Raw genomic sequence first — 23,768 nt, 5'->3', positions numbered from 1 at the left:
TTAAAGAAAATTGTATTTAAAGCTCCATCAACTGGCCGCCGGTGATGTTGATGGCCTGTCCCGTCATATAAGAAGACGCGCCTGAAGCCAGAAAGAGGATCAGATCGGCGACCTCTTGGGTTTCACCCAGACGCCCCAGCGGAATGGTTTTAAGCATTTCCGCTTCGCGGGCCTCCGTGGAAGAATTTAATATGCGGGCCTCTAATTCAAATCGCCATCGGGTAAAATCGGTCTGGATGACACCCGGGCAGACGGCGTTAACCCGGATTCCGCTGCCGGCCAGTTCTTTGGCCATGACTTTTGTCAGCATGACGACGCCGGCTTTTGCAACCGCATAGGCGCCGTTAAACAGCGGCGGCACCTTTGCCGCCCGGGAGGCCACGTTGACGATGCTGCCGCCGTTTTTCATCATCAAGGGGACCATGGCCTTTGATACCCGGAAAACACCATGCAGGTTGACATCGATGGTTTTCAGCCAGGCGTCCTCATCATAGGTGTGAACCGCATTGGGGACCCCGAAAACAGTGCCGGCGTTATTGCAGAGAATATCAATGACGCCAAACTGATCCGTTATTGCGGCCGCCATTTGCGCAATGGTGTCATTGCGGGTGACATCCAGATCAACCGCCAAGGCTGAAATGTGATAAGTTTCCGCTAATTCAGCGGCAAGGGTTGCCGTATCAGCGGACGGACCGGTATCTGAAGGATTCTTTCCGGTCCCTTTGGCCGGCAGGTCGGCCAGAATCACGTTGGCGCCGCAATCAGCCAGTTTTTGAGCAATCGCAAACCCAATGCCGGTTTTTATGCCGGCGCCCGTCACCAGGGCAGTTTTGTTTTTCAAGCCAGGATACATGTCCATTTCTCCATCGAACCGTAACCAAAAGGTTTTGGGAATTATTCGGAACCGTCGATATAAACGCGCTTCACCCGTTTGGACACACCGCAGGTCAATTCATAGGGGATCGTTCCGATGATGTCGGCTATTTCGATAAGCGACAGGCTTCCCTGGGCTGACTCCCCCCAGATAACGGCCTCCTCGCCGGTTGTAATGGGGTCATCGCCCACATCCACCATAATGTGATCCATGGTAACCGTTCCCACCATGGGATAGCGCTTTCCCCGGATCAGAACTTCACCCTTATTGGTTAAGTCGCGGGGGATGCCGTCTGCATAGCCCAGCGGCAATACCGCTATACGGGTTCTTTTGGGGGTGATCCAGCGGCGGCCGTAGCTGACCGGATGGTTTGCCGGCAAATTGCGGATGTGCGCCACACCGGTTTTGAGGGTCATCACTGACCGGGGGACAATCCCGAGGGAAGTTTCCAGGGAAGGATAATGTCCATACATCAATATGCCGGGTCGGACAGCGTCAAAGCAGCTTTCCGGCAAATCCAGGATGGCGCCGCTGTTGGCCATGTGAATCATTGCCGGGCGGGTTTTCATGCTGTGGATGCGGTCAAGGAGGGTTTGAAACCGGGCCAGCTGAAGGTGAGCGTAAGCCTTGTCTTTTTCATCAGCGGTTGCAAAATGAGAATAGATCCCCTCCCAGCGGCAATGTTTAGAACAGGCAAGGGCATTGAAAAAATCAGCTTCCTGATCCGGCAACACGCCCAGCCGGCCCATGCCGGTGTCCACGTTTACATGCACCCAAGCCTGCTTTTTGGGTTTAGATCTTTCAATCCAGTGAATATCCGACGGTTCAAAAAGCGATAGACGAAAATCTGCTGTGATTGCCCGGCCGATATCATCGGGAAAGACCCGCCCGAATATTAAAATGGGCGCCTTTATGCCGCTGTCCCGCAGCTCCATGGCTTCTTCAAATTGGGCTACGGCGAAAAGTGTGAACCCTTCGGCAGCCAGACGCCGGGTAACGGCAACTGCGCCATGCCCGTAAGCATCGGCCTTGACCACGGGGATGATAGCGGCGGGGGCGATTTTTTGCCGGATTGCCCTGACGTTCAGGATCAGATTGTCCAGATTAATTTGAGCGCAGGTTTGAATGTTCATGGGCCGCCCTGGTTTAGAGGGTAAAGATCAAGAGACGTGAAAAGAAACGGCCTTATAGAGGCCTTTGAAAAAAGACCCCAAAGCGGTATTTTTTATATTTTGAAATACTTAAGGTGTCAACCCTTTTAACTTACGGGTTGTTTTCAGAAAGCCGCTGTTTTTTAAGTGCTGCCGTCAGGGCGGGGACGACCTCAAACAGGTCTCCCCGAAGCCCGAAGTCGCACTTGTTGAAAATGGGGGCATCCGAGTCGGTGTTGACGGCCACAATTACTTTGGAGCCCTTCATCCCGGCAAAATGTTGAATAGATCCGGATATGCCGCAGGCGATATACAGTTTGGGGCTCACGGTTTTACCGGTTTGCCCCACCTGCATGGAATGGGGCGCAAATCCGGAATCAACGGCCGCCCGGGAGGCGCCCACTGCAGCGCCCAGCTCTTTGGCACAGTCTTTCAGAAGTTTAAAATTTTCGGCAGCGCCGATGGGACGCCCGGCCGAGATGATAATTTCTGCTTCGGTCAAATCTATTTCATCGGCAGCCGTTTTGTTGATACTGCGAACCTCCAGGCGCCGGGTGTCCTCCAGCGCGATATGATAAGGGATATTTTCGGCAATCACCGGAAACATTTTCGGCGGTATCACATTGGGTCGCAGGCCGCAGATAAAGGGTGTTCCCCATAGTTTTAATTTGGCAAGAATTTTACCGCTGAATTGGGACTTGATGACCGTTCGGTCAGTAAAATCCACGCCGACACAGTCCAGGGCCAGGGGCGCATCCAATTGGGCTGCAATCCGCGCCAAAAGGTCGCGGCCGTCCGTGCTGCTGATTCCCAGGAGGGCGTCTATTTTCAGCGCGTTCATTGCGCCGATGATCGCCCGGGTTTTCAGTTCAGGGCTCCGGTGGACGTCGGCGCCGGCAACGGATATGGTTACAATCTTATTGATGCCGTAGGATTGTAAGATCTCTTGATGGTTTTCGACGCTGCCCGCAAACAGCAGGGCATAGAGCTCATTGGCGCCGTCCTGACAGGCGGCGGAAATGACGCCCAAGTTTGTTTGTTTTAATTGATTGAGAGCGGTTTCAATGGGAATGCCGATCTTCATAAGGGGTTACCTCTAAAGTATTTGTTCGTTGTTTTTCAACAAGTCAATCAGTTGCCGCGTCATTTCCTGAACCGACCCCTGGAGCATCACGGCCTGGCCCCGCTCAGCTTCCGGGAACAGCTCAAGCAGTTCCAGCTTGCCGGCGGCCGGGGCAAGCTTTAGTTCATTGATATCGATTTTTTTCAATTCTTTTGTTCTGGCCTTCATGATTTCAGGCAGTCGGGTATAGCGGGGCTCATTGAGCCCCTTGGTGGCGCCGATCACGCAGGGCAGCGTCAGATCGATGGCTTCTCGGATTCCGCTCCCGATCTCCCTTTCAACCGTAACGGTTTCGTTTTTCAGCAGAAAACGTACCACTTCATTCACAATGGGCATGTTGAAAGCGGCTGCCAGGCGATAGGGAATTTGCATCCCTTCACTGTCAACCGACTGTTTGCCGGTGAAAATCAGATCAGGGGAACCGTCCCGGGCGATAGCCTGATGCAGCGCCCGGCCGGTGGTGATACTGTCGATCTGCCGAATGTCGGCAATCACAAGAATGCCGCGGTCGGCACCCATGGCAAGGGCGGTGCGCACCATTGACTCGGCTGATTCCCGGCCGACGGTAACGATGACCACTTCCCCCTTTCCGGTTTGCGCTTTAACTTGAATGGCCTGTTCAACAGCAAATTCGTCAAACGGATTCATCACAAACTTGACCGTGTCATCGTATATCCGAGGACCCAAGAGTGTGATGCTGGCGGCCGTATCCGGAACCTGCTTGACACAAACATATATCTGCATTTTTTCTCCTTAAGGCTTTCATTCCGCGCTGATTGCGTAGGGCAATGTTAACACAAGGCAATCGAAACCCCGGCGGATCATCCCCGAATAAAGCGTGAAAAACTCAGGACCAGGCTTCGTGGGGCCGAACCGGATCTTCTTTTTCCCGGATGTGTTTGCTGTTTATGCTGCGCAAAAAGGGTTGACGTCATGAACAGACATCTTCAACCGCTAATTCGATGAGTTCCCGGGGGTCATCGCTGTCTTCAGGATAAAAGGCGGCCCCCACCGCTATCGGACCCCAATTCTTTTCCCGGGCAACTCGGCTTAGCCGCCCTTTAACAGCCTTTATCCCGAGCCTGGGGGTTTGCGGAAGGATAATATAGTAAGTCCTGAAAAAGTTGCCAAGCATGATGCTGTCGCAATAGCGCAGATGGCTTTCCACCATGTGATATGAAATGGTCCGGCCGGGCAAGGTCTTGCTTAATCCCTTGGGAACGGAATTGTCCACCTGAAGGACCAGTACGCCGAAATGGAAGCCGAACCGTTTTGATCGACTGATTTCCTTTTCGATGGCCTTGATTTCTTTCTTAAATTTTATTTTTTTGGTGCCATTACCAAACCAGAGCATTCATGCCTCTATTGGCCGGGGCCGGCTGTAAGGCCGCCGGCCTTCTTGTTTCAGCAAATTATGGTTGTTCGCAATAAACCCAGCGGTTGTATAAAGATCATGACAAGGTCCGGGGCATCCTCGACTTTTGGAACAACAGGGTAAAGATGCCCTCATTAGTAAATGAGGTCGGCTGATGGGTCAAGAGGAATTTACATATCATCAGCGCGGACGGCAGCAGCCACGTGCAAAATCAGCGATCAGCATTTAAGAAGCCCTTATCTCGACGGTTGAAAGGCACATTTAATTTGATTTTTTTATAATGGGGCCATATTATTAACCATGCTGAATAAAATTTAAGGAGAATTATTCAAAATTTTAAGATGAGCCGGATTGAAAAAAGATTATGTGTTTTGGCCTTTGTTTTTGTGATTGTTTATCTTGGTGCCGTTGCGCTTACGATTCATACCAGGTTCGAAAAAAAAGACGAAATTACCCGAATTGAATCGGCCGGCGCCGCCCCGGGCGAGGGTCATTTAATGCTGGCAGAGCTCTTTTTGCCCATGATGATTCTTTTTACCGTTACGGTCTGTTTTCTCATCGTCAAAAAGAAAAGGGAGAAAGCCAGAAAGCTATTGGATGTGCCGAAGAAGGCGCCTCAAGCCACTCCGGATATTTCATGAAAATTTCGGCGCACACTTTGTTACATGATGGTGTTCGTGTTTTTTACCGGACTTTTCGGGGCCAGGCTTGTTCTTTCTATGGCGGATCTCTGAAAAGGGGAAAAATATGTGGAACTTTCTTGACGCCATTCCATACTCGATACTAATTGTAGCGGCAATCCTGATGCTGCTGGCGCCTTTCAGCCCCATGCCGCACGTGGTCGAAAAATTCATCATGTTAAAAAACGGTGCACTGAACCGGCCCATCGATATTTTTGATCTTTTTTTTCATCTGGCGCCAAGTATTATATTGCTGCTAAAGATCCTGAAAGGTTTTTCAAAGTAAACCGTCAGCGGAGGACCGCAGCGTATGGTTCCAGAAGGTAAAGGCCCTTGTCAGGGGATAGCCCCAAAAGAGCTTAAAATGAGGTGAACCATCAGACAGCCAAACGCTCCGAATCGGATTACAATGGCTGCCGCGTTTTATTTACTCGTGCGTTGTAGATAACCGAGTCGAAGAATTAACCCCCGGCAGTTTGAGGAAAGGCGGAATTGCTGTATAGGTATTCCATTTTTTCCTTGTGGGCCAGCTCCTCACTGGCATTTTGAACAGGGTTGTTCGAAGTTTGCCTTCCGGGTGCAGGTGGGCCAGCTCGCTGTAAAATTTGTATGATTTCAGCTCTCGGTGAGAAGCCAGCAGGAAAATATTCGCACCGTCCATAACGGTTTCAATTGGGGGTTCTTCCAGATGCTCGGCAATGTTGTAATTAACCGCCGCCCGCATTGTTAAGGCATCCGTTCCCTGGCGGCCTTCCCGGTAGTTGACGAGAAAAGCTTTGTGTTTTTTTTCTTCGCCGGTAATCCATTCAAGGGTATCTTTGGTGATTTGGTCAAAGGGCTTATTGCTGAGTTCTCTGTAAAACGTAATGGCGTCTTCTTCTCGTTGGATAGCCAAGTCGATGACTTCAGAAATTTTTTTGTCTTCCATGCTCGCCTCCCATTATTTCAATTGAAAAGTGTGGGATGTTATCGCTGTTGTCAACATCACGTTCCGATTCAGTTGCCGGGCAATTCCGTTTCAACCGGCTTTCTATTCAGTCCTTGTCTGTAAAAGTTCATGCTGAATTTTCTTTTCCAGTATTAGGTATTCTTTGTTTAGTGTCAAGGAGCTTCCTTCCGTTCCGACGGCTGGGGGATAAAGCGCATTTCTTGACGGATACGGAACGGTTTCTTATATTTTAAAAAGAATTTGCCATAGAGGCATTAATAAAAGATTTTACCAAAAGTTTATTCAGGAAACAGGTCCGAACGTATTCAAACTCCTGAAAGGAGGTCGTTATGCAGGAAAACGCAAAAGCAATGGTTCTGGCAACTTTTGCTGCGGATTCACTGGCCCTGGGCGTTCATTGGATCTATGATACCGCCCTTTTGGATAAACAGCACGGTCGTGTGACGCATTTTCTGAAGCCGTCCGGGGAATCGTATCATCCCACCAAGGAGCGGGGCGAATTTACGCATTATGGGGATCAAGCCCTGAAGCTGCTGGACACACTTTCAGGGGGTTCGGGGTTTAACCTTGAAGATTTTGCCCAAAACTGGCAGGATTTTTTTAAAACCTATCAGGGGTATAAGGACCAGGCCACCCGCAAGACGCTGGAAAACTTCCAAAAGGGAAAAGGGCCGCGTGAATCCGGGTCACCGTCATCGGACCTGGGTGGGGCCGCCCGAATCAGCCCCCTGGTATATCTTTACCGGGACGACCTGGAAGGACTTGTTGCCGCTTCCCGGGCCCAAACGGCCATGACGCATAACCAGCCACAGGTTATCGACAGCGCCGAATTTTTTGCACGGGCAGCCTTTAAAGTGCTCCACAGAACCCCTCTGAAAACAGCCATAAAATCGGTTGTGGATGAAAGTTTTAATAAAGCTCCCTATAATCTGTGGGTATCCGAGGGGTTCGCAAGCGCAAACTTGGAAACGCGCGCAGCCATATCAGGGTTCGGACAAATGTGTGAGATTGGAGCGGCGTTTCCTGCCGTGATTCACCTCCTGGCCCGATACGAAGAAAACTTAGAAGAAGCATTGGTGGAAAATGTGATGGCCGGCGGTGATTCTGCTGCCAGGGGCATGGTTACCGGCATGATTCTGGGAGCCTATCTGGGGATGGCGGCGATTCCGGCAGATTGGCTTTCCGATTTAAAAAACCGTGAAACCATCATGCAGTGGCTGGACCGGATAGATTCAGAAGGGAAATAAAAGATTGTTCTCGGGTTTATTTTTGTCAACCAAAGGCTCCAGGTTTTGGCATCTATTTTTAGTGTTGCCGGGGATCGTCATTCTGCTTCTGGGGTTGATGCCGCTCCGGGCGATAGCCGCAGACAAGGACCGCATTATGGTGGATATTCAACATACGACCGTACGCCTGAAAGCGCATCTTACCGTACTGACCCGGACCATCGGGGAGCGTAGTGTCTACCGGCCTGAAAATCTAAAAAAGGCCGAAGATTATATCCGTTCGACATTTCGCGATATCGGCCTGGATCCCCGCAGCCAAACCTATCAGTATGAACAAATGGAGGTGGCCAATATTGAAGCCGAAGTTTCATTCGGCGACAGTCCCTCAAAGCGATATGTTGTAGGAGCGCATTATGATTCGGTTGCCGGAACGGTCGGGGCGGATGACAATGCCAGCGCTGTGGCAGTGCTCCTTGAAACTGCCCGGCAATTGGCGGCGCTGAAAACAGATCATTCCCCTGATATTGCAGTAAAATTTGTCGCATTCGCCCTGGAAGAGCCGCCGGTTTACGGCACACGCTTTATGGGAAGTCGGGTCTATGCCCGCAACGCCAAAAAAACCAAAGAAAAAATTGACGGTATGATCTGCCTGGAAATGGTCGGGTATACCTGCCAGCAGCCCGGCTGTCAGGACTACCCTTTTCCCCTGATGTATTTCGGCTATCCTGAAAAGGGAAATTTCATTGGAATTGTAGGAAATGTTAAATCCCGGCGATTTGCCCGGGGGCTGACACAGGCGTTTCTGAACAATCCGGAACTTCCCGTGGTCAAGCTGACGGTCCCTTTAAGCGGCTGGATACTGCCGTCTGTCAGACTCAGCGATCATGCATCCTTCTGGGATGAGGGGTTTAAGGCCGTGATGATTACCGATTCGGCATTTTACCGCAATCCTCACTATCACCTGTTATCGGATTCAATGGAAACCTTGGATTTTAACTTCATGGCTCGACTGGTACAAAGCCTGCTTCTTTTTTTCCAGTCCCATCGATAAGGGCTCCCTATTTTGATATTGTGATTTGCATGTGCGGCTTGGCAGTCTTATGTTAAAAGACAAAAATTGTACAAAAAAATGTTTATCAGCAGTTTTAGCGCAACTTTTTTTGATGGAGGCTCAATATGTATCGACGAGTTATGATCTTTCTAATTAGTGTCAGTCTTTTCTTTTCAACCGGCTGCTCCAGTACATATAAAGCAAAACCCCTGCCGTTCAAGACGCCGACATCCTTTAAAAACGTTGTTGAAGCCGCCGGCGCACAGGTGGCCGCCAAGGCATATGCCGACCCGGCCGAAGCCAAAGCGGCCTTTGGCTTTGATGTTCGCAGCGCGGGCATGCTTCCGGTTCAGGTGATATTCGACAACCAGGGAACCCATCCGCTGGAAATAAACGGCCAGCAGACTTTCCTGGAAGACAATGACGGCAATCTTTGGCCGATTTTAAACCGGGAAATGGCCTATGAGCGCGCCACTAAATACGCCCAGACCAAACAGATATTTTCAGAAGGCGCCCAAAAAGGGTTCCTGGGGGCAGCCGCAGGCGCCATCGTCGGCGCAGCCATCGGAATCGTGACAGGCGATAACGTGGCGGCTACTGCCGGAAAAGGTGCTGCCGTGGGCGGGGCCGCCGGTGCGGTTATCGGCGGGGCCGGCGGCTACGGATCCAACGATGCCCGCAGGAAAATAACAAACGATCTGCGCGACAAATCTCTACAAAATCAAGCGGTTGAACCAAAAGGTTTGGCCCATGGATTTATCTTTTTCCCCGGAGAGGCCCTTTCAGCCAAGCAGTTGCGGCTGCAACTGCTTGAAAAAGATACCGGTAAGGTCCATGTGCTGAATTTTAGCTTATAAGAAATGGAGGAAGTCAATGGCTTTTGAAACCAAAGAACAGGTATTGGAAAAGATCATAGCCCAGGAACGACCGGTTTGTCCGCATTGCAAAGAAGAAATGAAACTTTGGGAAGTCCCGCCGGTAGCCTTCAGCGACGGTCTCGGCTGGGGGACCCCGTATTTATATTTGTGTTTCAATGACGACTGTCCGCTTTATATCCAGGGATGGAAAAATATTCAAGAAAATTACGGTCATACCTCTTCATACCGCTGCATGTGTTATCCGGGTACGGACACGTTTGAATGCATGCCGGTCTTTAGTTCCATGGGGGGGACAGCTCAAATCATCGACGAGCAGGTTGTCGCCCAGCAGGAGGTTCTTAAGGAAGCCATTAAAAAGGGGTTTTCAGTTCTGGCCGAGACTTACGTCAAAAAGGACTGGTCTACGACACTGAGCCTGTTGATGGACCCGACCCAGCCGGTCCGGGTCCGGGTAAAGGCCGCCGAAATCGTCGGAGACATCGGCGAGCTGGATGCGATTGAACCCATCCGGAACCAAAAATTCGGCAATGATGTTCTTCAGACCAGAGTCAACGAGGCTGTTAAAAAGATACATGAAAGATATTTTACCCGGGAATGCCCGTTCTGCGCGGAAATCATCAAAAAACGGGCCGATATTTGCAAGCATTGCAGCCGGGAGGTTGCCGGTCAATAATGAAATTAGGGTTTTATTTCACCGCCGGATAAAGCCGGTATAAACTGAATAATATTTTTGAAAATCCCCGTGATCGATTCATGGGGATTTTTTTTACTGGACTGAGAAATTGCGTCTGACGTTCACGTTCATGCTGTCGTAGGAGCGAAAAATAAGTTTTTCCCGTTCCCGCCGACCAGGATCAAGGGGATGAAGACCAGAAGACTGCAGGGTTTCATGGGCCTGTGCCTTTGTGGGAATCATGTGCAATCCTTCGCCGATCTTTTTTCCGGTAACCGTATCGAGAATGATGGCGGTTTTTCCGTCGGAGACGATAGACAGGGGAATCTGATAGGTGTCGAGCAGCCGAGCAGCCGCTAAAATTTCCCGTTCCCGTGAACCCAGCGAGCCGGCGGCGCACTTGACAGCCATAAAGCGGACGCCGTCCACGGAAACCACCAGATCAATCTGGGAACGGTAGGGTTCGCCGCTGATGCCTATTTCGATATCAACATCCACCGCCACATCTTTTTTTTCATACCCCAGCGTGTTCACCAATATCCGCTCAAGGGCCTGACGATTCGATTCGGCGCCTATATCCGGCACCTGTTCGCCGGTCACAAAGTCGATAACCGTCGAGATAAATTTTTCTTTTTCCGTCATCTGATGTTCTCCTGGATACTGAATATACCAATTTCGGGGAGAATGTAAAAGGGGTCTTTTGGCTGCTGCGTAAAAAAAGCTGAAATGAAGCATAAACGCGAACGAATCGTTATGGGAACCTGAACGGCGCTAAAAAGCGTTGACAACCCAGACAAAAAAAAATACTGATCTATCTGACGCAAATCGTGTAGCGGCAAAGCTTGAAGAACCCTGCAGTCCCGGACGCCGCGGGACGGGGAATGCGCGCGCTGTTGCGGCTCAGAAAAAAGAATAGAATCTGAAAACCCGGAAGGATAAAAGGTCTATGACCACCACTTCGGCCGACGCGACGCTTCAAGTCATGGTGCTGGGCGCCGGCACCATGGGGCATGGCCTGGCGCTGCTGGCGGCCAAAGCCGGACAACCGGTGTTTCTGGTTGATTCCGAACCGGCGGAACTGGCAAAAGCCCAGGTCCTGATTCGATCCCAACTGGAATGGCTGCAGCAGGAAGATGAGCTGGGGTCTGAATCCCCGCAGCAGGTCTTAGATCGCATTAAGCCCTTACAGGATTTCAAGGAAGCCGCTGCCGCCTGCGACCTGATCCTGGAAGCCGTCAGCGAAGATGAGACGGTCAAAGCCGGACTATTTAAGCGTCTGGCCCCACGGATCGCTTCCCATTGCATCGTCGCCAGCAACACCTCTTATCTGGATGTTTTTTCCATCGCTCCCGAAGACATCCTGCCGCGTCTGGCCATCGCTCACTTTTACGCCCCGCCCTATCTGATCCCACTGGTGGAAGTGGTGGGGGGAGAAAAAACCGCAGCCGATGTGGTGCCCCGCCTGATGACGGTGCTCGGTGGGATGGGCCAGCGTCCGGTGACCATGCAGCGCTTCATTCCGGGTTACATCGTTAATCGCCTCCAGCGTGCCATAGGAAGGGAAATTTTCTACCTGCTGGACAATGGATATGCCGGACCTGAAGAAATCGATGAGGCGGTGCAGGCGTCTTTAGGCTTGCGGCTGTCGGTTCTGGGAGTGGTCCGGCGCTATGATTTTACCGGGCTGGACATATCGCTCAAGTTTCTCGAAAACCCTTCCATCCGTCCGGCCGACGAAGAGACAATCCCCCGGTCGTTGAAAGCCTGCGTCGATGCGGGGAACCTCGGGGTCAAGACAGGACAGGGCTTTTATCCCTATGGAGGCCGTTCAACCGCTGAAATTCTGCAGGAAAGGGATCGCAGGCTTCTGGCGCTGCGACGATTTATAGCGCGGGAAAAAATCGCCCTGAAATTTTGAGGGTTCTGCCTGGCGCCGCTGAAAATAAAAGAGATTTCAATGAAAGCATATTCCCGGGCCATGGTATTGACAGGTCCCCAAAAACTGGAGCTGCAGCGCTTTGGTCTGCCTGAGACCGGTGAAGACGACGGGCTGCTGGCGCTGGAATGTGTCGGGGTCTGCGGTTCCGATCCCGGGATATTTGAGGGCCGGCCTACCCGCGGGCCCCGCCCCTATCCGATCATTTTAGGCCATGAAATCGTGGGCCGGATCTACAAAATGGGAAAGGCCGCCCAGATTCGCCACGGGGTAGCAGAAGGCGACCGGGTGGTGCTGGAATACGCTTTCGGCTGCGGACAGTGCGGCCCCTGCCTGTCGGGCGGTTATACCCTGTGCGACAGAAATTACACTTACGGCTCCATGATAACCTGTCAAGACCCGCCGCACCTGTATGGCGGTTACAGTGATTTTGTCTACATCCATCCGCGGGCCATGGTGCACAAAATCGGAGAAGACATCTCAGCGGAAGTCGGGGTGTTGATCTGCGCGGTGATCGGAAACGGGATCCGCTGGCTGCGACAGATCGGCGGGGTTTCCATCGGCGACACCGTTGTGATTGTCGGCCCCGGTCTGCAGGGAATCGCGGCCACGGCCGTGGCAAAGGAGGCGGGCGCGGGATGTATCATCGTTGCGGGCCTGGCCCGGGACAGGGCTCGCCTTGAAACAGCCCGGCGGTTCGGGGCCGACCGGGTCATTGATATCGAAGAAACGGATCCCGTCAAAGTTGTCACGGAAATGACGGCCGGAAGGATGGCCGATGTGGCGATGGACGTATCCGGCAGCCCGGCCGGAGCCGACCTGGCCTTGTCCCTGGCCGGGAAACGGGCGACGGTGGTACTTCCCGGAATTTATAAAGACAGCCGGGTTCCGATCAACCTGAATCGGGCGGTGGTCAATGAAATCAGGATGCTGGGGGTTTTTTCCCACGATTTTCGCGCCGTGCGGCCCGCGATCCGGATGGTTCGTCAAAACAAATATCCCTTTGATGACCTGATATCTCATCGCTTTAAATTGGAAGACGCCGAACAGGCGCTGCGCCTGGTGGGTGGAAAAATACAGGGTGAGCCCCCCCTGAAGGTTCTGTTGTATCCTGAAACAGCATAAAGTGTTTCCAGTAAGCTTGCCTGCCTCAGAAACTTTTCTTTTCAGATTTTATTCTTTTGATGATAAGCCCTAAGGGATCGATTTTTTCACGCAGCAGACTAATTTCTGCGGCCGAAGGGGGCGGGACTTCGCGGCTGCGACGGGTCTCGATCTCAAAGCCAACCGCTGCCGCAACATCTGCGGGCGTGATTCCGGGGTAGTGGCCCGAGAGATACATCCGGCCGCTGCCGGAATCAAAGCGAAAGACGGCCTTGTCGGTGATCACCAGAGAATCTTGCGGAAGCGTGAGGCCGGCGCGAAATCGGTCCTGGGGGTTTTCAGGCCAGCCGGGGGAGGAAACATAATCGAGACGCCGGACAAACCGCCGGCGCTCCTGGACCATAAAGGTGATCACGCGGCCGGCGTAGGCGGCCGCATCCGAGGCGCCGCCGGCCCCTGGAAAGCGCATTCTGGGACGATGATAGTCACCCAGGCAGGTTGAATTCAGGTTCCCAAAGGGATCGATCTGGGCGGCGCCCAGGATGGCCACCGTGCGGGGTCCGGTACGGGGATTCTGGAGGAGGGCAAAACTTTCCGCCAGGCCGGCATTGATCGTGGTGCCGACCATGACCCGCGGATCTCCCACCGAAAGCGGCAGTTCGCGGAGCTCGCAGTCAATGCCGCCGGTCTCAAAAAAAATGATGCTCCGGGGCGCACTGATGTGTTTGGCAGCCATTGCCGCAACCATGGAGATGCCGGTGCCGCAAAAGACAATATCGTCATCGTGAATTTCTCTGGCCGCCATTAGGGCCATCATTTCCTGGGAAGTATATTCCATCAATTGGGACATATCTTTGGCAACCTCTCAGGCTTGATGGTCTAAATCTCGAGTGCTGCGGGGCCGGTACCCCAGATCGGGGTCCGCCCGGAGCGTTTGGAGCGCCTTCTCGCCGATTTGTACAAGATAGTCTGCATGGGTCTCGGTTTCAAAGACATAGGTATCTAAATAATCCTGAAAAGCACGGTCGTCGGCAGCCAACTTTCCATATAACAGGAGATGGTCGTCGTCATAGTCATAATAATTGTTGCAGGCGGTGGGGTGGGCGCCGTAGGGGAGGGGTACGACCGCGTCCACGATAAAAAAGGGAATCCGGTTGCGATCCGGGTCTTTGCGGATCTCCTCTCTGGAAACCAGTTCTTCGCACGAAACGATCACGTGCCGGGCGGCTTTGGCCTGTTCCACGTCCGCGAAGGTCAGGCCTTCTATGCGGCAGGTGCCTTCGGAATCGGCTTTCTGAACGTGGAGCAGCGTAACGTCCGGCTGGATGGCGGGTACTGCAACCAGCTCCCGTTCTTTTCCGGGAGGATCAAACGGGTTTTTAAGCACGGCCAGCTTTTTGTCCGGCAGGCGGGGATTCTGAGACCGGAAGGTTTCGTCAAAGCCCCATTTCTCTATAACGTCCGTCTGGGCGACGCCCTTTAAGGGAAGGAAGGGAAGCCCCATGGCGCCGGCTAAAAAGCGCAGGACCATCTGGTAGTTGGTGTAGTCTTCAAAGCGGACAAGGCCCTGTTCAATGGCTTTGCGGAAACGGATGCCGCCTGAAGGCGAAAACCGGGCCGTTCCGCCGTAGGCAAACTCCATGGCAGCAACGCATCCGGCCCCGATCAAAAGATCGAAGGCCTGGCCGTGGGAATGGACATACACGTGCAGGTTTCGGAGCTTTTGCCGGATAATCTCATGGACGAGCCCCATGGGATTTCTGACAATGGTAAAACCGCCGATTGAAATATGAGCCCCATCCTGGACATAACGTTGAACCGCTTCCCGGGGACTCATGACTTTGTTTCTCATGGAAAGATCGCCGATCCGCTTAGAAGTCGATGACGATATCAGGCCTGTTTTTTTATTCCGAGGATATCGCGGGCCTCGTCCGGTGTCGCCACGTCTCTTTGGAAACGATGCGCCAGCTCCGCCGCCATTTCCACGAACTGGGCGTTGCTTTTGGCCGGTTCACCCTTTCTGATATAGAGGTTGTCCTCGAAGCCGACCCGGACATGGCCTCCCAGAATCAGAGACATGCCGATCATAGCAAGCTGCGATTTCCCCACCCCAAGGACTGACCATTCGACGCCGGGTGGCAGTTTGCTTTTCATGAAAAGGAGGTTTTCCGGGGTTGCTTCGATTCCCCATCCGACCCCCATGCAGAGCTGAAAATAAGGCGGCAGCGCGAATGCATCCTTTTCAATAAACGCCAACGCCTGATAGATGTGCCCAATATCAAACACTTCAATTTCAGGCTTGACGCCTGCTTCCCGCATTTTTTTTGCAGCGGCCTGTCCCCATTCAGGCGTATTGATGAACGCCCTGTCGTGAAAGTTCATCGAACCGATATCCAGCGAACACATATCGGGTTTCAACGACAGCGGCTGCAGGCGCTGGGCGATGAGATCATCGCCCTGTATATTGAAGCCGCTGGTGGTCAGATTGATGATCAGGTTGCACTCCTGCCGGATGCGCTCGACGACTTCCCTGAAGAGGTCGAGCCTGAATGCCGGACGGCCGGTTTCGGGTTCTCTGACGTGGATGTGCACAATCGCTGCGCCGGCGCGGCAGCAGTCCACAGCTGCGGTCGCTATCTCCGCAGGTGAATAGGGAACGGCCGGGTTCATTTCCTTAGTGGGAAAGGAACCGGTCACGGCCGCTGTGATGATGACTTTTTTCATGGGTTTTGCTGCTCCCTAAAACAAAAGATTAGCGTAAATTTGGGATAAGATTCCGAACTCAAAGCTTGAAATCCATTTTAAGCGGCCGGTGCGTAAAGGCCCTGGCATCCTTTCCGGAATAGTCCGTTACCACATTGCCGTTGCCGATCAGACGCCACTTGTATATCACCAGTCCTTCCAAGCCCACGGGGCCGCGTGCATGAATTTTGTTGGTGCTGATACCCACTTCGGCGCCCAATCCGAATCGAAAGCCGTCGTTGAAGCGGCTGCTGCAGTTCATAAATACACAGGCTGAATCCACGTAATCCATGAACCGCCCCCCTCTCACCTTGTCGGCGGTTACAATCACGTCGGTGTGGCGAGAGCCGTAACGATTGATATGATCAACGGCATCCGCCAGGGAATCCACAACCCGGATGGAGAGGATAAAATCCAGATATTCGGTGCACCAGTCTTTTTCGGTGGCGGGCAGGACATCAATCAATCGGGCGGTCCGTTCACACCCCCGCAGTTCAACCCCTTTTTTTGTGAGGGCCGCTTTGAGCTTCGGCAGGATGTTCCCGGCAATATCTTTATGCACCAGCAGGGTTTCCGCTGCATTGCACACGGCCACATACTGGGTCTTGCTGTCAACCGTTATCCTTACCGCCATGTCGATATCCGCCGTCTTGTCGATATACACGTGACAGATCCCGTCGGCATGACCCAGAACGGGTATGTTGGTGTTATCCATGATATGTCGGACGAACTCGTTGCTGCCCCGGGGAATGATCAGGTCGATATGCGCATCCATTGCCAGCATCTCGGTGACATCCGACCGGGCTTCCAGCAGGGTCAGCCAGCCGGCCGGAATGCCGGCCGCCGTGGTTGCTTTGTTGATGATGTCCGCCAGAATTCGATTGGTGCCGGCGGCTTCGCTGCCGCCTTTCATCAGGACGGCATTGCCGCTTTTAAGGCACAGCGATGATATCTGCACCAAAGCATCCGGCCGGGATTCAAAGACGATACCCATCACCCCGATGGGGCAGCTCACCTTGAAAAGCTCCAGGCCCTTGTCCAACTCCATGGCGCTTAGCGTAAGGCCCACCGGATCGGCAAGGCCGATCAGGCTGTTGAGACCCTCCACAGCTTCATGTATTTTACCTTCATCAAAGTTGAGGCGTTTGAGCAGCGGCGCAGCCAGGTTTTCCTTTTCCGCTTTATTTAAATCGGCTGCGTTGGCCGAAGCAATGTCTGCTTTGTTTTGTTCCAGCGCGCGCGCTATATTTTCAAGGGCCGTGTTTTTTGTTTCACTGCCGACTGCGGCAAGCTGAAGGGATGCCGCTTTGGCTTTTTTCGCTAGTTGTTTGATATCCATAAAAATTCCTTTGATGAAATATAATCATCCCATTTTAAAATCTGAAACGCTCCATTTAGGATATATTTATCGGAAAGGCATAGGTAATGTCAAATTCTATTCGCACTTTCTTTTTCCTGATTTACTAAGGAAATCAGAATGAAATAGACATAATGAACACGCCGGCGATAACCGTATTTCAGATCGGGCCGACGTCTAAATAATTCAGGGGTCGGGGAGTTTCGTTACAAGCGCCTATGGGGAAAGCCCTTGTCACTTCAGCGTTTGTCGACGGTCAGCCCGGAGAAAGCCCCCGTGGGAGCCGTAACCAAAGGTGACTGTGCTCCGTACACGCCCCCCAGCCTTTGCGCTGAGCGGTAACAGGCAGAGACGATCATCGTCGCCGTGGGAATCAACCTTTTGGGGCTGGTTCAATGGAACTTGAGCGGGATCGCTGCCGTGCGGTCATGCCTCAATAAGATGGTTATGCATCCCACGGGGGCTGTCTCCGGGCTGACAGGACAACGTTTGAAAAACTCCCCGACCCCTCAAATAATTATGCAACCAATAGGAAGGCAATCATCACTTGGCTCTATGGGATAATCAGGGATGACCCGGTCATCTGTTCCGGTTTGTCGATACCGATGATTTCAAGAATCGTAGGTGCGATATCTCCCAGCTTTCCTTCTTTCAAGCGCACATTTTTTCGGGTATCATCAACCAGGATAAAGGGAACGGGGTTAAGGGTATGGGCGGTGTGGGGGTTGCCGTTGGGTTCCCTCATCATTTCGGCATTGCCGTGATCGGCTGCAATTAAAACAACACCTCCCCGGGCTTTAACCGTATCGACGATTTCACGGACGCAGCGGTCAACGGTTTGGCATGCGGAGATGGCCGCTTCCAGCACGCCGGTATGCCCCACCATGTCCATGTTGGCAAAATTAAGAACGATCAAACGATATTTGTCCGATTGAACTCTGGAAATCACTTCTGCGCTCACCTTCAGCGCGCTCATTTCCGGCTTGAGATCATACGTCGGGATATCCCGGGGTGAGGGGACCATACAGCGGTCTTCAAGGGGAAACGGCTTTTCTTCGCCCCCGTTGAAAAAATAGGTAACGTGGGCGTATTTTTCCGTTTCAGCGATTCGAAGCTGTTCCAGTCCAGCCTGGCTGATCACCTCGCCCAAAATTTTATCCCGGTGAACCGGACCGAATGCAACGGGAAATGTGAACGTTTCATCATATTGGGTCATGGTGACATATTTGGACAATTTTATCGGCGGGGTTCGTTTAAATCCATTAAAATCGGGATCATTAAAGGCCCGGGTGATCTGGCGCGCCCGGTCGGCCCTGAAATTAAAAAAAATGATGCTGTCGCCGTCCTTTATGGTTCCCGCCGCTTTGCCGGCATCTGCAGTGATGACGATGGGCTTTACAAACTCATCGGTTTCACCGCGGGTATAGGCATTTTTAACCGCCATCACCGGATCCGGCTCTTTTATGCCTTCCCCGGCGGCATACAGCCGGTAAGCCTTTTGGGTTCGGTCCCAGCGGTTGTCGCGGTCCATGGCGAAATAGCGGCCGCAGATGGTGGCGATGGCGCCGTGGTGATGGGCCTGAAGGTGATCCTGGATTTTTTTGACATAGGCAGCCCCGCTGTCCGGTGGGGTGTCGCGGCCGTCCAGAATCGCATGAACAAAGACCTTGCCGACGCCTTTTTGCCGGGTCATGTCCAGTAAGGCCAGCAGATGGCTCAGCTGGCTGTGAACCCCGCCGTCGGAGACCAGCCCCATCAGGTGCAGTGCCGCGCCATGGTCCACAACATCATTGATCAGTTCGACAAGCGCCTCGTTTTTAAAAAAGCTGCCGTCGCGAATAGCCGTGTCGATTCTGAGAATATCCTGATAAATAATTCTGCCGGCCCCGATATTGAGGTGCCCCACTTCGGAATTTCCCATAATTCCCTGGGGCAGGCCGACTGCTTCGCCGGAGCAGAGCAACTGCGTGTGGGGGTATTCCTGCATCAGTTTGTTCAGGTTCGGCGTTCCGGCCAGATATACGGCATTGCCGTCATGGGACGGGTTAATACCCCACCCGTCCAGGATCATCAACATACAGCAGTTATTGGATTTCATAATGTTTCTCCCGGCGCCCCCAGGGGCTTTTCGTTTTTAAAAAGGGTGTCGATATTGATCCGCTGGGCGTCGATCCAAAGGCTCTCAAGGTCATAAAAATCACGCAGCGGTTCATAAAAAACGTGCAGGATCACATGACCGTAATCCAGCAGGACCCAGTGCCCTTCTTTTTTACCTTCGACACTCAGCGGCCGGATGCCTTTGCTTTTAAGGTCCATTTGAATAAAATCGGCAATGGCGGACACCTGCCGGTTGGAACGGCCGCTGCAGATGATGAGAAAGTCGCCTACCGAAGAAAGCCCGCGCACATCCAGCAGGACCAGATTCGCGGCTTTTCGTCCCAGCGCTGCCCGAACATAGGGTGTCAAAGATAGATCCAGGTCGTCGGTCATACATACAGTCCTTTGGTTTTGATATACGTGTCCACAACCGGCGGCACCTGCCGGTCAATGGGCAGGCCGGTTTTGATAGAGCGGCGAATCCGGGTTGAGGAAATATCCGTCAGATTGATGTCCATCAGAAAAAGGGACGGGTTGTCAGGATGGTCGTAACACGACCTTTCAGGGGAGAAGCGATATCGGTCTGAAATTTGCCGAGACAGATATTCCTCGAGTATTTTCCAACCCCGGGGGCTTTGGCTAAACGCTTTACAGGGGCGCGACATCACAATAAATGAAATTAACTTTAAAAGGTTAAGATAAGATTTCCAGGTGTGGAGTTCCAGAAAGGCGTCAAACCCCATAATCAGATAAAGATCGATCTCCTCCGGCAGGTTCGATTTGTAATACCGGACCGTGTCAATGGTAAAAGAGGGCCCCGGACGGGAGACTTCCACATCTGAAGCGCTAAAGAGGGGGTAATCGGCGATTGCCAGGCGGATCATCGCCAGGCGATCATCGGCCCCGGCCAGCACCTCCGGCTCTTTGTGCGGCGGAGTGGCGGACGGTATGAAATAAATATGGTCCAGGGGAAATTTTTTGCACACTTCATCAGCCGCCAAAAGGTGCCCGATGTGGAGGGGGTTAAATGTACCGCCAAACAGCCCGATTCGTTTCAAAAAACCTCGCTTGCCGAAGGGGATGGTTTTATGGTTCGTAATCTCAAGCCGCTGTAATCACAAGGTTGTCACGGTGAATGATTTCATCATAGGGTTTGTAGCCCAGCCGTTCCCTGATCTGGCCGGACTTGCAGCCCATTATTTTTAGGATATCGCCGGCGCTGTAATTAACGAGGCCGACCCCGATGATTTCCTGATCGGGTTTGGCCAATTCCACTGCCGCACCGACATCAAAGTCACCCGCTACGGCTGTAATGCCGCTTGGCAGCAAGCTCTTGCCCCTGGTCAGGACGGCTGCAGCGGCGCCGGCGTCCAGTTGAATAAGGCCTTTGGGCTTCAACGCAAAACCGATCCAGCATTTGCGGCTGGCCAGTTTTTCAGTTTTAGGGATAAAATAAGTGCCGAAATCTTTGCCTGCGAATAATTTTGTCAGAATATGGGGTGTGCTGCCATTGGCAATGAGCATGGGGATCCCGACGGCCGTCAGCTTTTTGGCGGCTTTGATTTTACTTAGCATGCCGCCGAAATTTAAAGCCCCGGGGATGTCGTTGGCCAGCTTTTCAATGTCTTTACCGATGGTGGAAACCAGGGGGATCAGCTCGGCATTGCTTTCCGTGCGGGGGTCCCTGTCATACAAGCCATCCGTAACGGTAAGGTTGACGAGAATATCCGCGTCCATGAGCAGGGCGATCATGGCGGCAAGGTTGTCGTTGTCGCCGAACTGGATTTCCGCAATGGAAACCGTATCGTTTTCATTGATAATCGGAACGACCTGCCAGGACAGCAATGTATAAAGCGTGTTGCGGGCGTTCAGGTATCGTTTGCGGTTGCTGAGATCATCACTGGTCAAAAGGATTTGGGCTACTTTTTTCCCAAAACGGCCAAAGGCTTTTTCATATTCCATGATGAGACCGGCTTGTCCCACGGCGGCGGCAGCCTGCCGCTTGGGAAGTTCATCCGGCCGCTTCGGAAGGGAAACTTTTTTGACGCCGGAGGCCATGGCGCCGGATGTGACCAGCAGAACTTCCTTGCCCTGGTCAATCAGATTGCAGATTTGACGGCTGATGGAGCGAATCGCCGCTGTGTTTAACCCGTCGGTCCGGGTGAGCACGCCGCTGCCCACCTTGACGATAATCCGCCGGGCTTGATGAAATAGCGTTTTACGGTCGTTAGCCATGGCGCCGGTCCAACAGTTGAAAAAGTTGCATCTTTAATTTGTTCAGGCCTTCCCCGGTCGCTGCTGAAATAAGCAAAACGTTTTGCCCTTTAAGCGCGTTTAAAAACGTTTGGCAAAGTGCTTGGGTTCCGGGCAGGTCGATTTTATTTAACACCAAAAGCTGGGGTTTTTCAACAAGGTCCTTGTTATATTGGGCAAGTTCCCTGTTAATGGTATGGTATCCCTGCAGCGGATCGGACGGATCGATGCCGGAAGCATCGATGAGATGAACCAGGATGCGGGTCCGTTCGATATGTCTGAGAAAGCGGGTGCCGAGCCCGGCACCGGAATGGGCCCCTTCGATTAATCCCGGAATGTCGGCAACGACAAACGGTTCTCTACGACCGGCATTAACGACACCGAGGGTGGGTGTCAGGGTCGTAAAAGGATACGCCCCTATCTTGGGTTTGGCTGATGTAATGGCGCTGACCAAGGTGGATTTGCCGGCGTTGGGCAGGCCGATAATGCCCACATCGGCCAGCAGCTTGAGTTCCACTTTAAGGGTAAGGGCCTGGCCGGGTTCGCCCGGCTGGGCATGACGGGGTGTACGATTTGTGGAAGATTTAAAACGCAGGTTGCCCCGGCCGCCGCGCCCTCCCTGGGCGACCACAAAAGTTTCGTCCGGTTCTACAAAATCTTTTATGACCTGGCCGGTAGCGGTATCGCTGACAATGCTTCCCGGGGGGACTTCAATGATAAGGTCGGGGCCGTTTTTCCCGGTTTTTTGGCTGCCCTGTCCGCCGTCACCGTTTTTGGCCTTGAAGGATCTTTTAAATTGAAAATGATAAAGGGTGCGTTTGCCGGGGGAAGCCTTTAAAATAACAGACCCGCCGTCACCGCCGTCGCCGCCGTCCGGTCCGCCGCGGGGGATAAACCGTTCGCGCCTGAAACTGACGCATCCACGACCACCGTTTCCGGCTTGAACGGTGATAATTACTTCATCAATGAATTTCACTCTGCATAGACGCTTACTTTTTTACGTGAACGGCCCTCCCGTTCGTAGGCAACGACACCGTCGATTTTGGCAAAGATGGTAAAATCCTTACCGATACCCACATTGTTTCCGGGATGAATCCGGGTGCCTATCTGCCGGACCAGTATGCTGCCGGCCGTTACTTTGTTGCCGCCGTATCGTTTAACGCCGCGTCGCTGGCCGTTGCTGTCGCGGCCGTTTCTAGAACTGCCGCCTGCTTTTTTATGTGCCATGAGAAGCTCCTTAAAATCCTAATAGCTTGAAATAATCGTTTCAAAAAATTTCAGTCTGGCTTATCCCCTGAAAAGGGTCACCTGTTATTTGAAAATACACCACATCCGGCGCCATATTCACAGGCTGAAATTTTATATTAAAATACTTACGCCACAAACCGTTATGCCGAGATACTGTCGATTTTTATGGCCGTGAAAGGCTGGCGATGGCCTTGTTTGCGTCGATAGTTCTTGCGGCGTTTATATTTGAATACCAGTATTTTTTTTGCTTTGTCCTGCTCCACAATATGGCCGCTGACCGATATGCCGTCAATCAGGGGGGTGCCGACACGGACTTTTTCTCCGTCGGAAAACATCAGGACCTTGTCAAAAGAGACCGAGGCCCCTACGTCACCGGATATCTTTTCTATTCTTAAGACATCCCCTTCTTCAACTTTATATTGTTTGCCGCCGGTAGATAATACAGCGTACATCGTTATGTACCCCCTTCAATTTTTATACCGGTCAGGAAAAAGGCTATTGGTTGACATTCGCCTGAAACCCCTGACCCACTTATGCCCTTAAAAATGGTAAATTTTACTTAATAAATAATTTTTGTCAAGCAAAAATTGTTAAGATTTTTAGATAAACTCCCAATTGGTTGGGGGAAAGGAAAAAAACTTGATTTTTTATTGAATATATGGACATATGAGCAAACGTTCATATATTACCTGTGAGGTACAAGATGGATCGATGCGAGGAGAAAGCGATTCACGTGGAAAAAGTGAAAAAGGTTGTCAGCCGCCTGCCGGAACAAGACACGCTTCAGGGCGTGGCAGATATATTCAAGGCCTTAAGCGATTCCGGCCGTGTCAAGATTGTCCTTGCCCTTGCCCTGGAAGAGTTGTGTGTCTGCGATCTTGCCGCGGTTTGCAACCTGTCTGATTCGGCAGTTTCTCATCAGCTCAGGATTTTAAGAAATTTGAAGATTGTTCGCAACCGCCGGGAAGGTAAAATCATGTTCTACCGGCTGGATGACCAGCATGTCAGCGCTCTGCTGCATCAATCTCTGGAACATGTCGTCGAATAAAGC

General features: G+C 52.3%; 27 protein-coding genes. 9 read left to right on the top strand and 18 right to left on the bottom strand.

All coding sequences use genetic code 11. From position 1 onward, the window contains the following. Window positions 1-16 precede the first annotated feature (16 nt). The 5 genes from P1P89_02030 to P1P89_02010 all read right to left on the bottom strand — a co-directional run bounded on the left by P1P89_02030 (window position 17) and on the right by P1P89_02010 (window position 4,502). Window positions 17-853, bottom strand: coding sequence for an SDR family NAD(P)-dependent oxidoreductase (locus tag P1P89_02030; protein ID MDF1590267.1), 837 nt, complete (start codon window positions 851-853; stop codon window positions 17-19). Between the two features lie 41 nt (window positions 854-894). Further along, window positions 895-2,007 carry an alanine racemase gene (alr, locus tag P1P89_02025; protein MDF1590266.1) on the bottom strand — a complete coding sequence of 371 codons (1,113 nt, stop codon included), beginning with the start codon at window positions 2,005-2,007 and terminating at the stop codon, window positions 895-897. A gap of 130 nt (window positions 2,008-2,137) precedes the next feature. Then, on the bottom strand, window positions 2,138-3,109 hold the full coding sequence (locus tag P1P89_02020; protein MDF1590265.1) for an electron transfer flavoprotein subunit alpha/FixB family protein: 972 nt from the start codon (window positions 3,107-3,109) through the stop codon (window positions 2,138-2,140). A gap of 12 nt (window positions 3,110-3,121) precedes the next feature. Beyond that, on the bottom strand, window positions 3,122-3,892 hold the full coding sequence (locus P1P89_02015) for an electron transfer flavoprotein subunit beta/FixA family protein (protein MDF1590264.1): 771 nt from the start codon (window positions 3,890-3,892) through the stop codon (window positions 3,122-3,124). Between the two features lie 187 nt (window positions 3,893-4,079). Next, the gene (locus P1P89_02010) at window positions 4,080-4,502 is read right to left on the bottom strand and encodes a hypothetical protein (GenBank protein MDF1590263.1); all 423 of its coding nucleotides are present in this window, start codon (window positions 4,500-4,502) and stop codon (window positions 4,080-4,082) included. A 392-nt stretch (window positions 4,503-4,894) separates the two neighbouring features. Between P1P89_02010 and P1P89_02005 the strand changes: the two genes are divergently transcribed. Together P1P89_02005 and P1P89_02000 are read left to right on the top strand one after the other, a co-directional pair. Next, window positions 4,895-5,164, top strand: a complete 270-nt coding sequence (locus tag P1P89_02005) for a hypothetical protein (protein ID MDF1590262.1) — start codon at window positions 4,895-4,897, stop codon at window positions 5,162-5,164. A 106-nt stretch (window positions 5,165-5,270) separates the two neighbouring features. After that, window positions 5,271-5,489, top strand: a complete 219-nt coding sequence (locus tag P1P89_02000) for an RND transporter (GenBank protein MDF1590261.1) — start codon at window positions 5,271-5,273, stop codon at window positions 5,487-5,489. Window positions 5,490-5,630: 141 nt separating this feature from the next. Here the strand turns inward: P1P89_02000 and P1P89_01995 are convergent, their stop codons facing one another. Further along, on the bottom strand, window positions 5,631-6,131 hold the full coding sequence (locus P1P89_01995) for a ferritin family protein (protein ID MDF1590260.1): 501 nt from the start codon (window positions 6,129-6,131) through the stop codon (window positions 5,631-5,633). Between the two features lie 350 nt (window positions 6,132-6,481). On the opposite strand from P1P89_01995, the gene P1P89_01990 reads away from it, so the two are divergent. From P1P89_01990 to P1P89_01975, 4 genes are all read left to right on the top strand, one after another. Further along, window positions 6,482-7,399, top strand: a complete 918-nt coding sequence (locus tag P1P89_01990) for an ADP-ribosylglycohydrolase family protein (GenBank protein MDF1590259.1) — start codon at window positions 6,482-6,484, stop codon at window positions 7,397-7,399. Between the two features lie 22 nt (window positions 7,400-7,421). Beyond that, the gene (locus tag P1P89_01985) at window positions 7,422-8,429 is read left to right on the top strand and encodes a M28 family peptidase (GenBank protein ID MDF1590258.1); all 1,008 of its coding nucleotides are present in this window, start codon (window positions 7,422-7,424) and stop codon (window positions 8,427-8,429) included. A gap of 125 nt (window positions 8,430-8,554) precedes the next feature. Then, entirely contained in the window at window positions 8,555-9,286 is a 732-nt protein-coding gene (locus P1P89_01980; GenBank protein MDF1590257.1) for a hypothetical protein, read from the top strand. A gap of 16 nt (window positions 9,287-9,302) precedes the next feature. After that, window positions 9,303-9,980: a zinc ribbon domain-containing protein gene (locus tag P1P89_01975; protein MDF1590256.1), complete on the top strand. Its 678-nt coding sequence runs from the start codon at window positions 9,303-9,305 to the stop codon at window positions 9,978-9,980. A gap of 93 nt (window positions 9,981-10,073) precedes the next feature. On the opposite strand, the gene P1P89_01970 is transcribed toward P1P89_01975, so the two are convergent. Then, entirely contained in the window at window positions 10,074-10,622 is a 549-nt protein-coding gene (locus tag P1P89_01970; protein MDF1590255.1) for a type I restriction enzyme HsdR N-terminal domain-containing protein, read from the bottom strand. A gap of 304 nt (window positions 10,623-10,926) precedes the next feature. Here P1P89_01970 and P1P89_01965 point away from each other — a divergent pair, with 304 nt between their 5' ends. Next, the gene (locus P1P89_01965) at window positions 10,927-11,898 is read left to right on the top strand and encodes a 3-hydroxyacyl-CoA dehydrogenase family protein (GenBank protein MDF1590254.1); all 972 of its coding nucleotides are present in this window, start codon (window positions 10,927-10,929) and stop codon (window positions 11,896-11,898) included. 39 nt (window positions 11,899-11,937) lie between these two features. Further along, entirely contained in the window at window positions 11,938-13,041 is a 1,104-nt protein-coding gene (locus tag P1P89_01960; GenBank protein ID MDF1590253.1) for an alcohol dehydrogenase catalytic domain-containing protein, read from the top strand. A gap of 25 nt (window positions 13,042-13,066) precedes the next feature. Here P1P89_01960 and P1P89_01955 read toward each other — a convergent pair whose 3' ends face one another. The 11 genes from P1P89_01955 to rplU all read right to left on the bottom strand — a co-directional run bounded on the left by P1P89_01955 (window position 13,067) and on the right by rplU (window position 23,169). Continuing rightward, on the bottom strand, window positions 13,067-13,870 hold the full coding sequence (locus P1P89_01955; protein ID MDF1590252.1) for a ketoacid-CoA transferase: 804 nt from the start codon (window positions 13,868-13,870) through the stop codon (window positions 13,067-13,069). Between the two features lie 15 nt (window positions 13,871-13,885). Next, entirely contained in the window at window positions 13,886-14,872 is a 987-nt protein-coding gene (locus tag P1P89_01950) for a CoA transferase subunit A (GenBank protein ID MDF1590251.1), read from the bottom strand. 38 nt (window positions 14,873-14,910) lie between these two features. Further along, window positions 14,911-15,744, bottom strand: coding sequence for a 3-keto-5-aminohexanoate cleavage protein (locus P1P89_01945; protein MDF1590250.1), 834 nt, complete (start codon window positions 15,742-15,744; stop codon window positions 14,911-14,913). Between the two features lie 58 nt (window positions 15,745-15,802). Further along, the gene (locus P1P89_01940) at window positions 15,803-17,101 is read right to left on the bottom strand and encodes a glutamate-5-semialdehyde dehydrogenase (protein MDF1590249.1); all 1,299 of its coding nucleotides are present in this window, start codon (window positions 17,099-17,101) and stop codon (window positions 15,803-15,805) included. 571 nt (window positions 17,102-17,672) lie between these two features. After that, a complete protein-coding gene (gpmI, locus tag P1P89_01935; protein MDF1590248.1) occupies window positions 17,673-19,217 on the bottom strand; it encodes a 2,3-bisphosphoglycerate-independent phosphoglycerate mutase in 1,545 nt (514 codons plus the stop codon). Beyond that, entirely contained in the window at window positions 19,214-19,609 is a 396-nt protein-coding gene (gene rsfS, locus P1P89_01930) for a ribosome silencing factor (protein ID MDF1590247.1), read from the bottom strand. Before rsfS ends, gpmI begins: the two co-directional genes overlap by 4 nt. Then, on the bottom strand, window positions 19,606-20,274 hold the full coding sequence (gene nadD / locus P1P89_01925) for a nicotinate-nucleotide adenylyltransferase (GenBank protein ID MDF1590246.1): 669 nt from the start codon (window positions 20,272-20,274) through the stop codon (window positions 19,606-19,608). The genes rsfS and nadD overlap by 4 nt, the downstream gene beginning before the upstream one ends. A gap of 43 nt (window positions 20,275-20,317) precedes the next feature. Continuing rightward, on the bottom strand, window positions 20,318-21,451 hold the full coding sequence (gene proB / locus P1P89_01920; GenBank protein MDF1590245.1) for a glutamate 5-kinase: 1,134 nt from the start codon (window positions 21,449-21,451) through the stop codon (window positions 20,318-20,320). After that, the gene (gene obgE, locus P1P89_01915; protein MDF1590244.1) at window positions 21,444-22,445 is read right to left on the bottom strand and encodes a GTPase ObgE; all 1,002 of its coding nucleotides are present in this window, start codon (window positions 22,443-22,445) and stop codon (window positions 21,444-21,446) included. Before obgE ends, proB begins: the two co-directional genes overlap by 8 nt. Next, window positions 22,442-22,696: a 50S ribosomal protein L27 gene (gene rpmA / locus P1P89_01910; protein ID MDF1590243.1), complete on the bottom strand. Its 255-nt coding sequence runs from the start codon at window positions 22,694-22,696 to the stop codon at window positions 22,442-22,444. The genes obgE and rpmA overlap by 4 nt, the downstream gene beginning before the upstream one ends. A 161-nt stretch (window positions 22,697-22,857) precedes the next feature. Then, window positions 22,858-23,169, bottom strand: coding sequence for a 50S ribosomal protein L21 (gene rplU, locus P1P89_01905; protein MDF1590242.1), 312 nt, complete (start codon window positions 23,167-23,169; stop codon window positions 22,858-22,860). A gap of 251 nt (window positions 23,170-23,420) precedes the next feature. On the opposite strand from rplU, the gene P1P89_01900 reads away from it, so the two are divergent. Further along, on the top strand, window positions 23,421-23,765 hold the full coding sequence (locus P1P89_01900; GenBank protein MDF1590241.1) for a metalloregulator ArsR/SmtB family transcription factor: 345 nt from the start codon (window positions 23,421-23,423) through the stop codon (window positions 23,763-23,765). Window positions 23,766-23,768 lie beyond the last annotated feature (3 nt).

The organism is Desulfobacterales bacterium (assembly GCA_029211065.1).
GTDB lineage: Bacteria > Desulfobacterota > Desulfobacteria > Desulfobacterales > JARGFK01 > JARGFK01.
The sequence above is the reverse complement of the archived record's forward strand: the minus strand, read 5'-3'. Positions and strand labels throughout refer to the sequence as shown.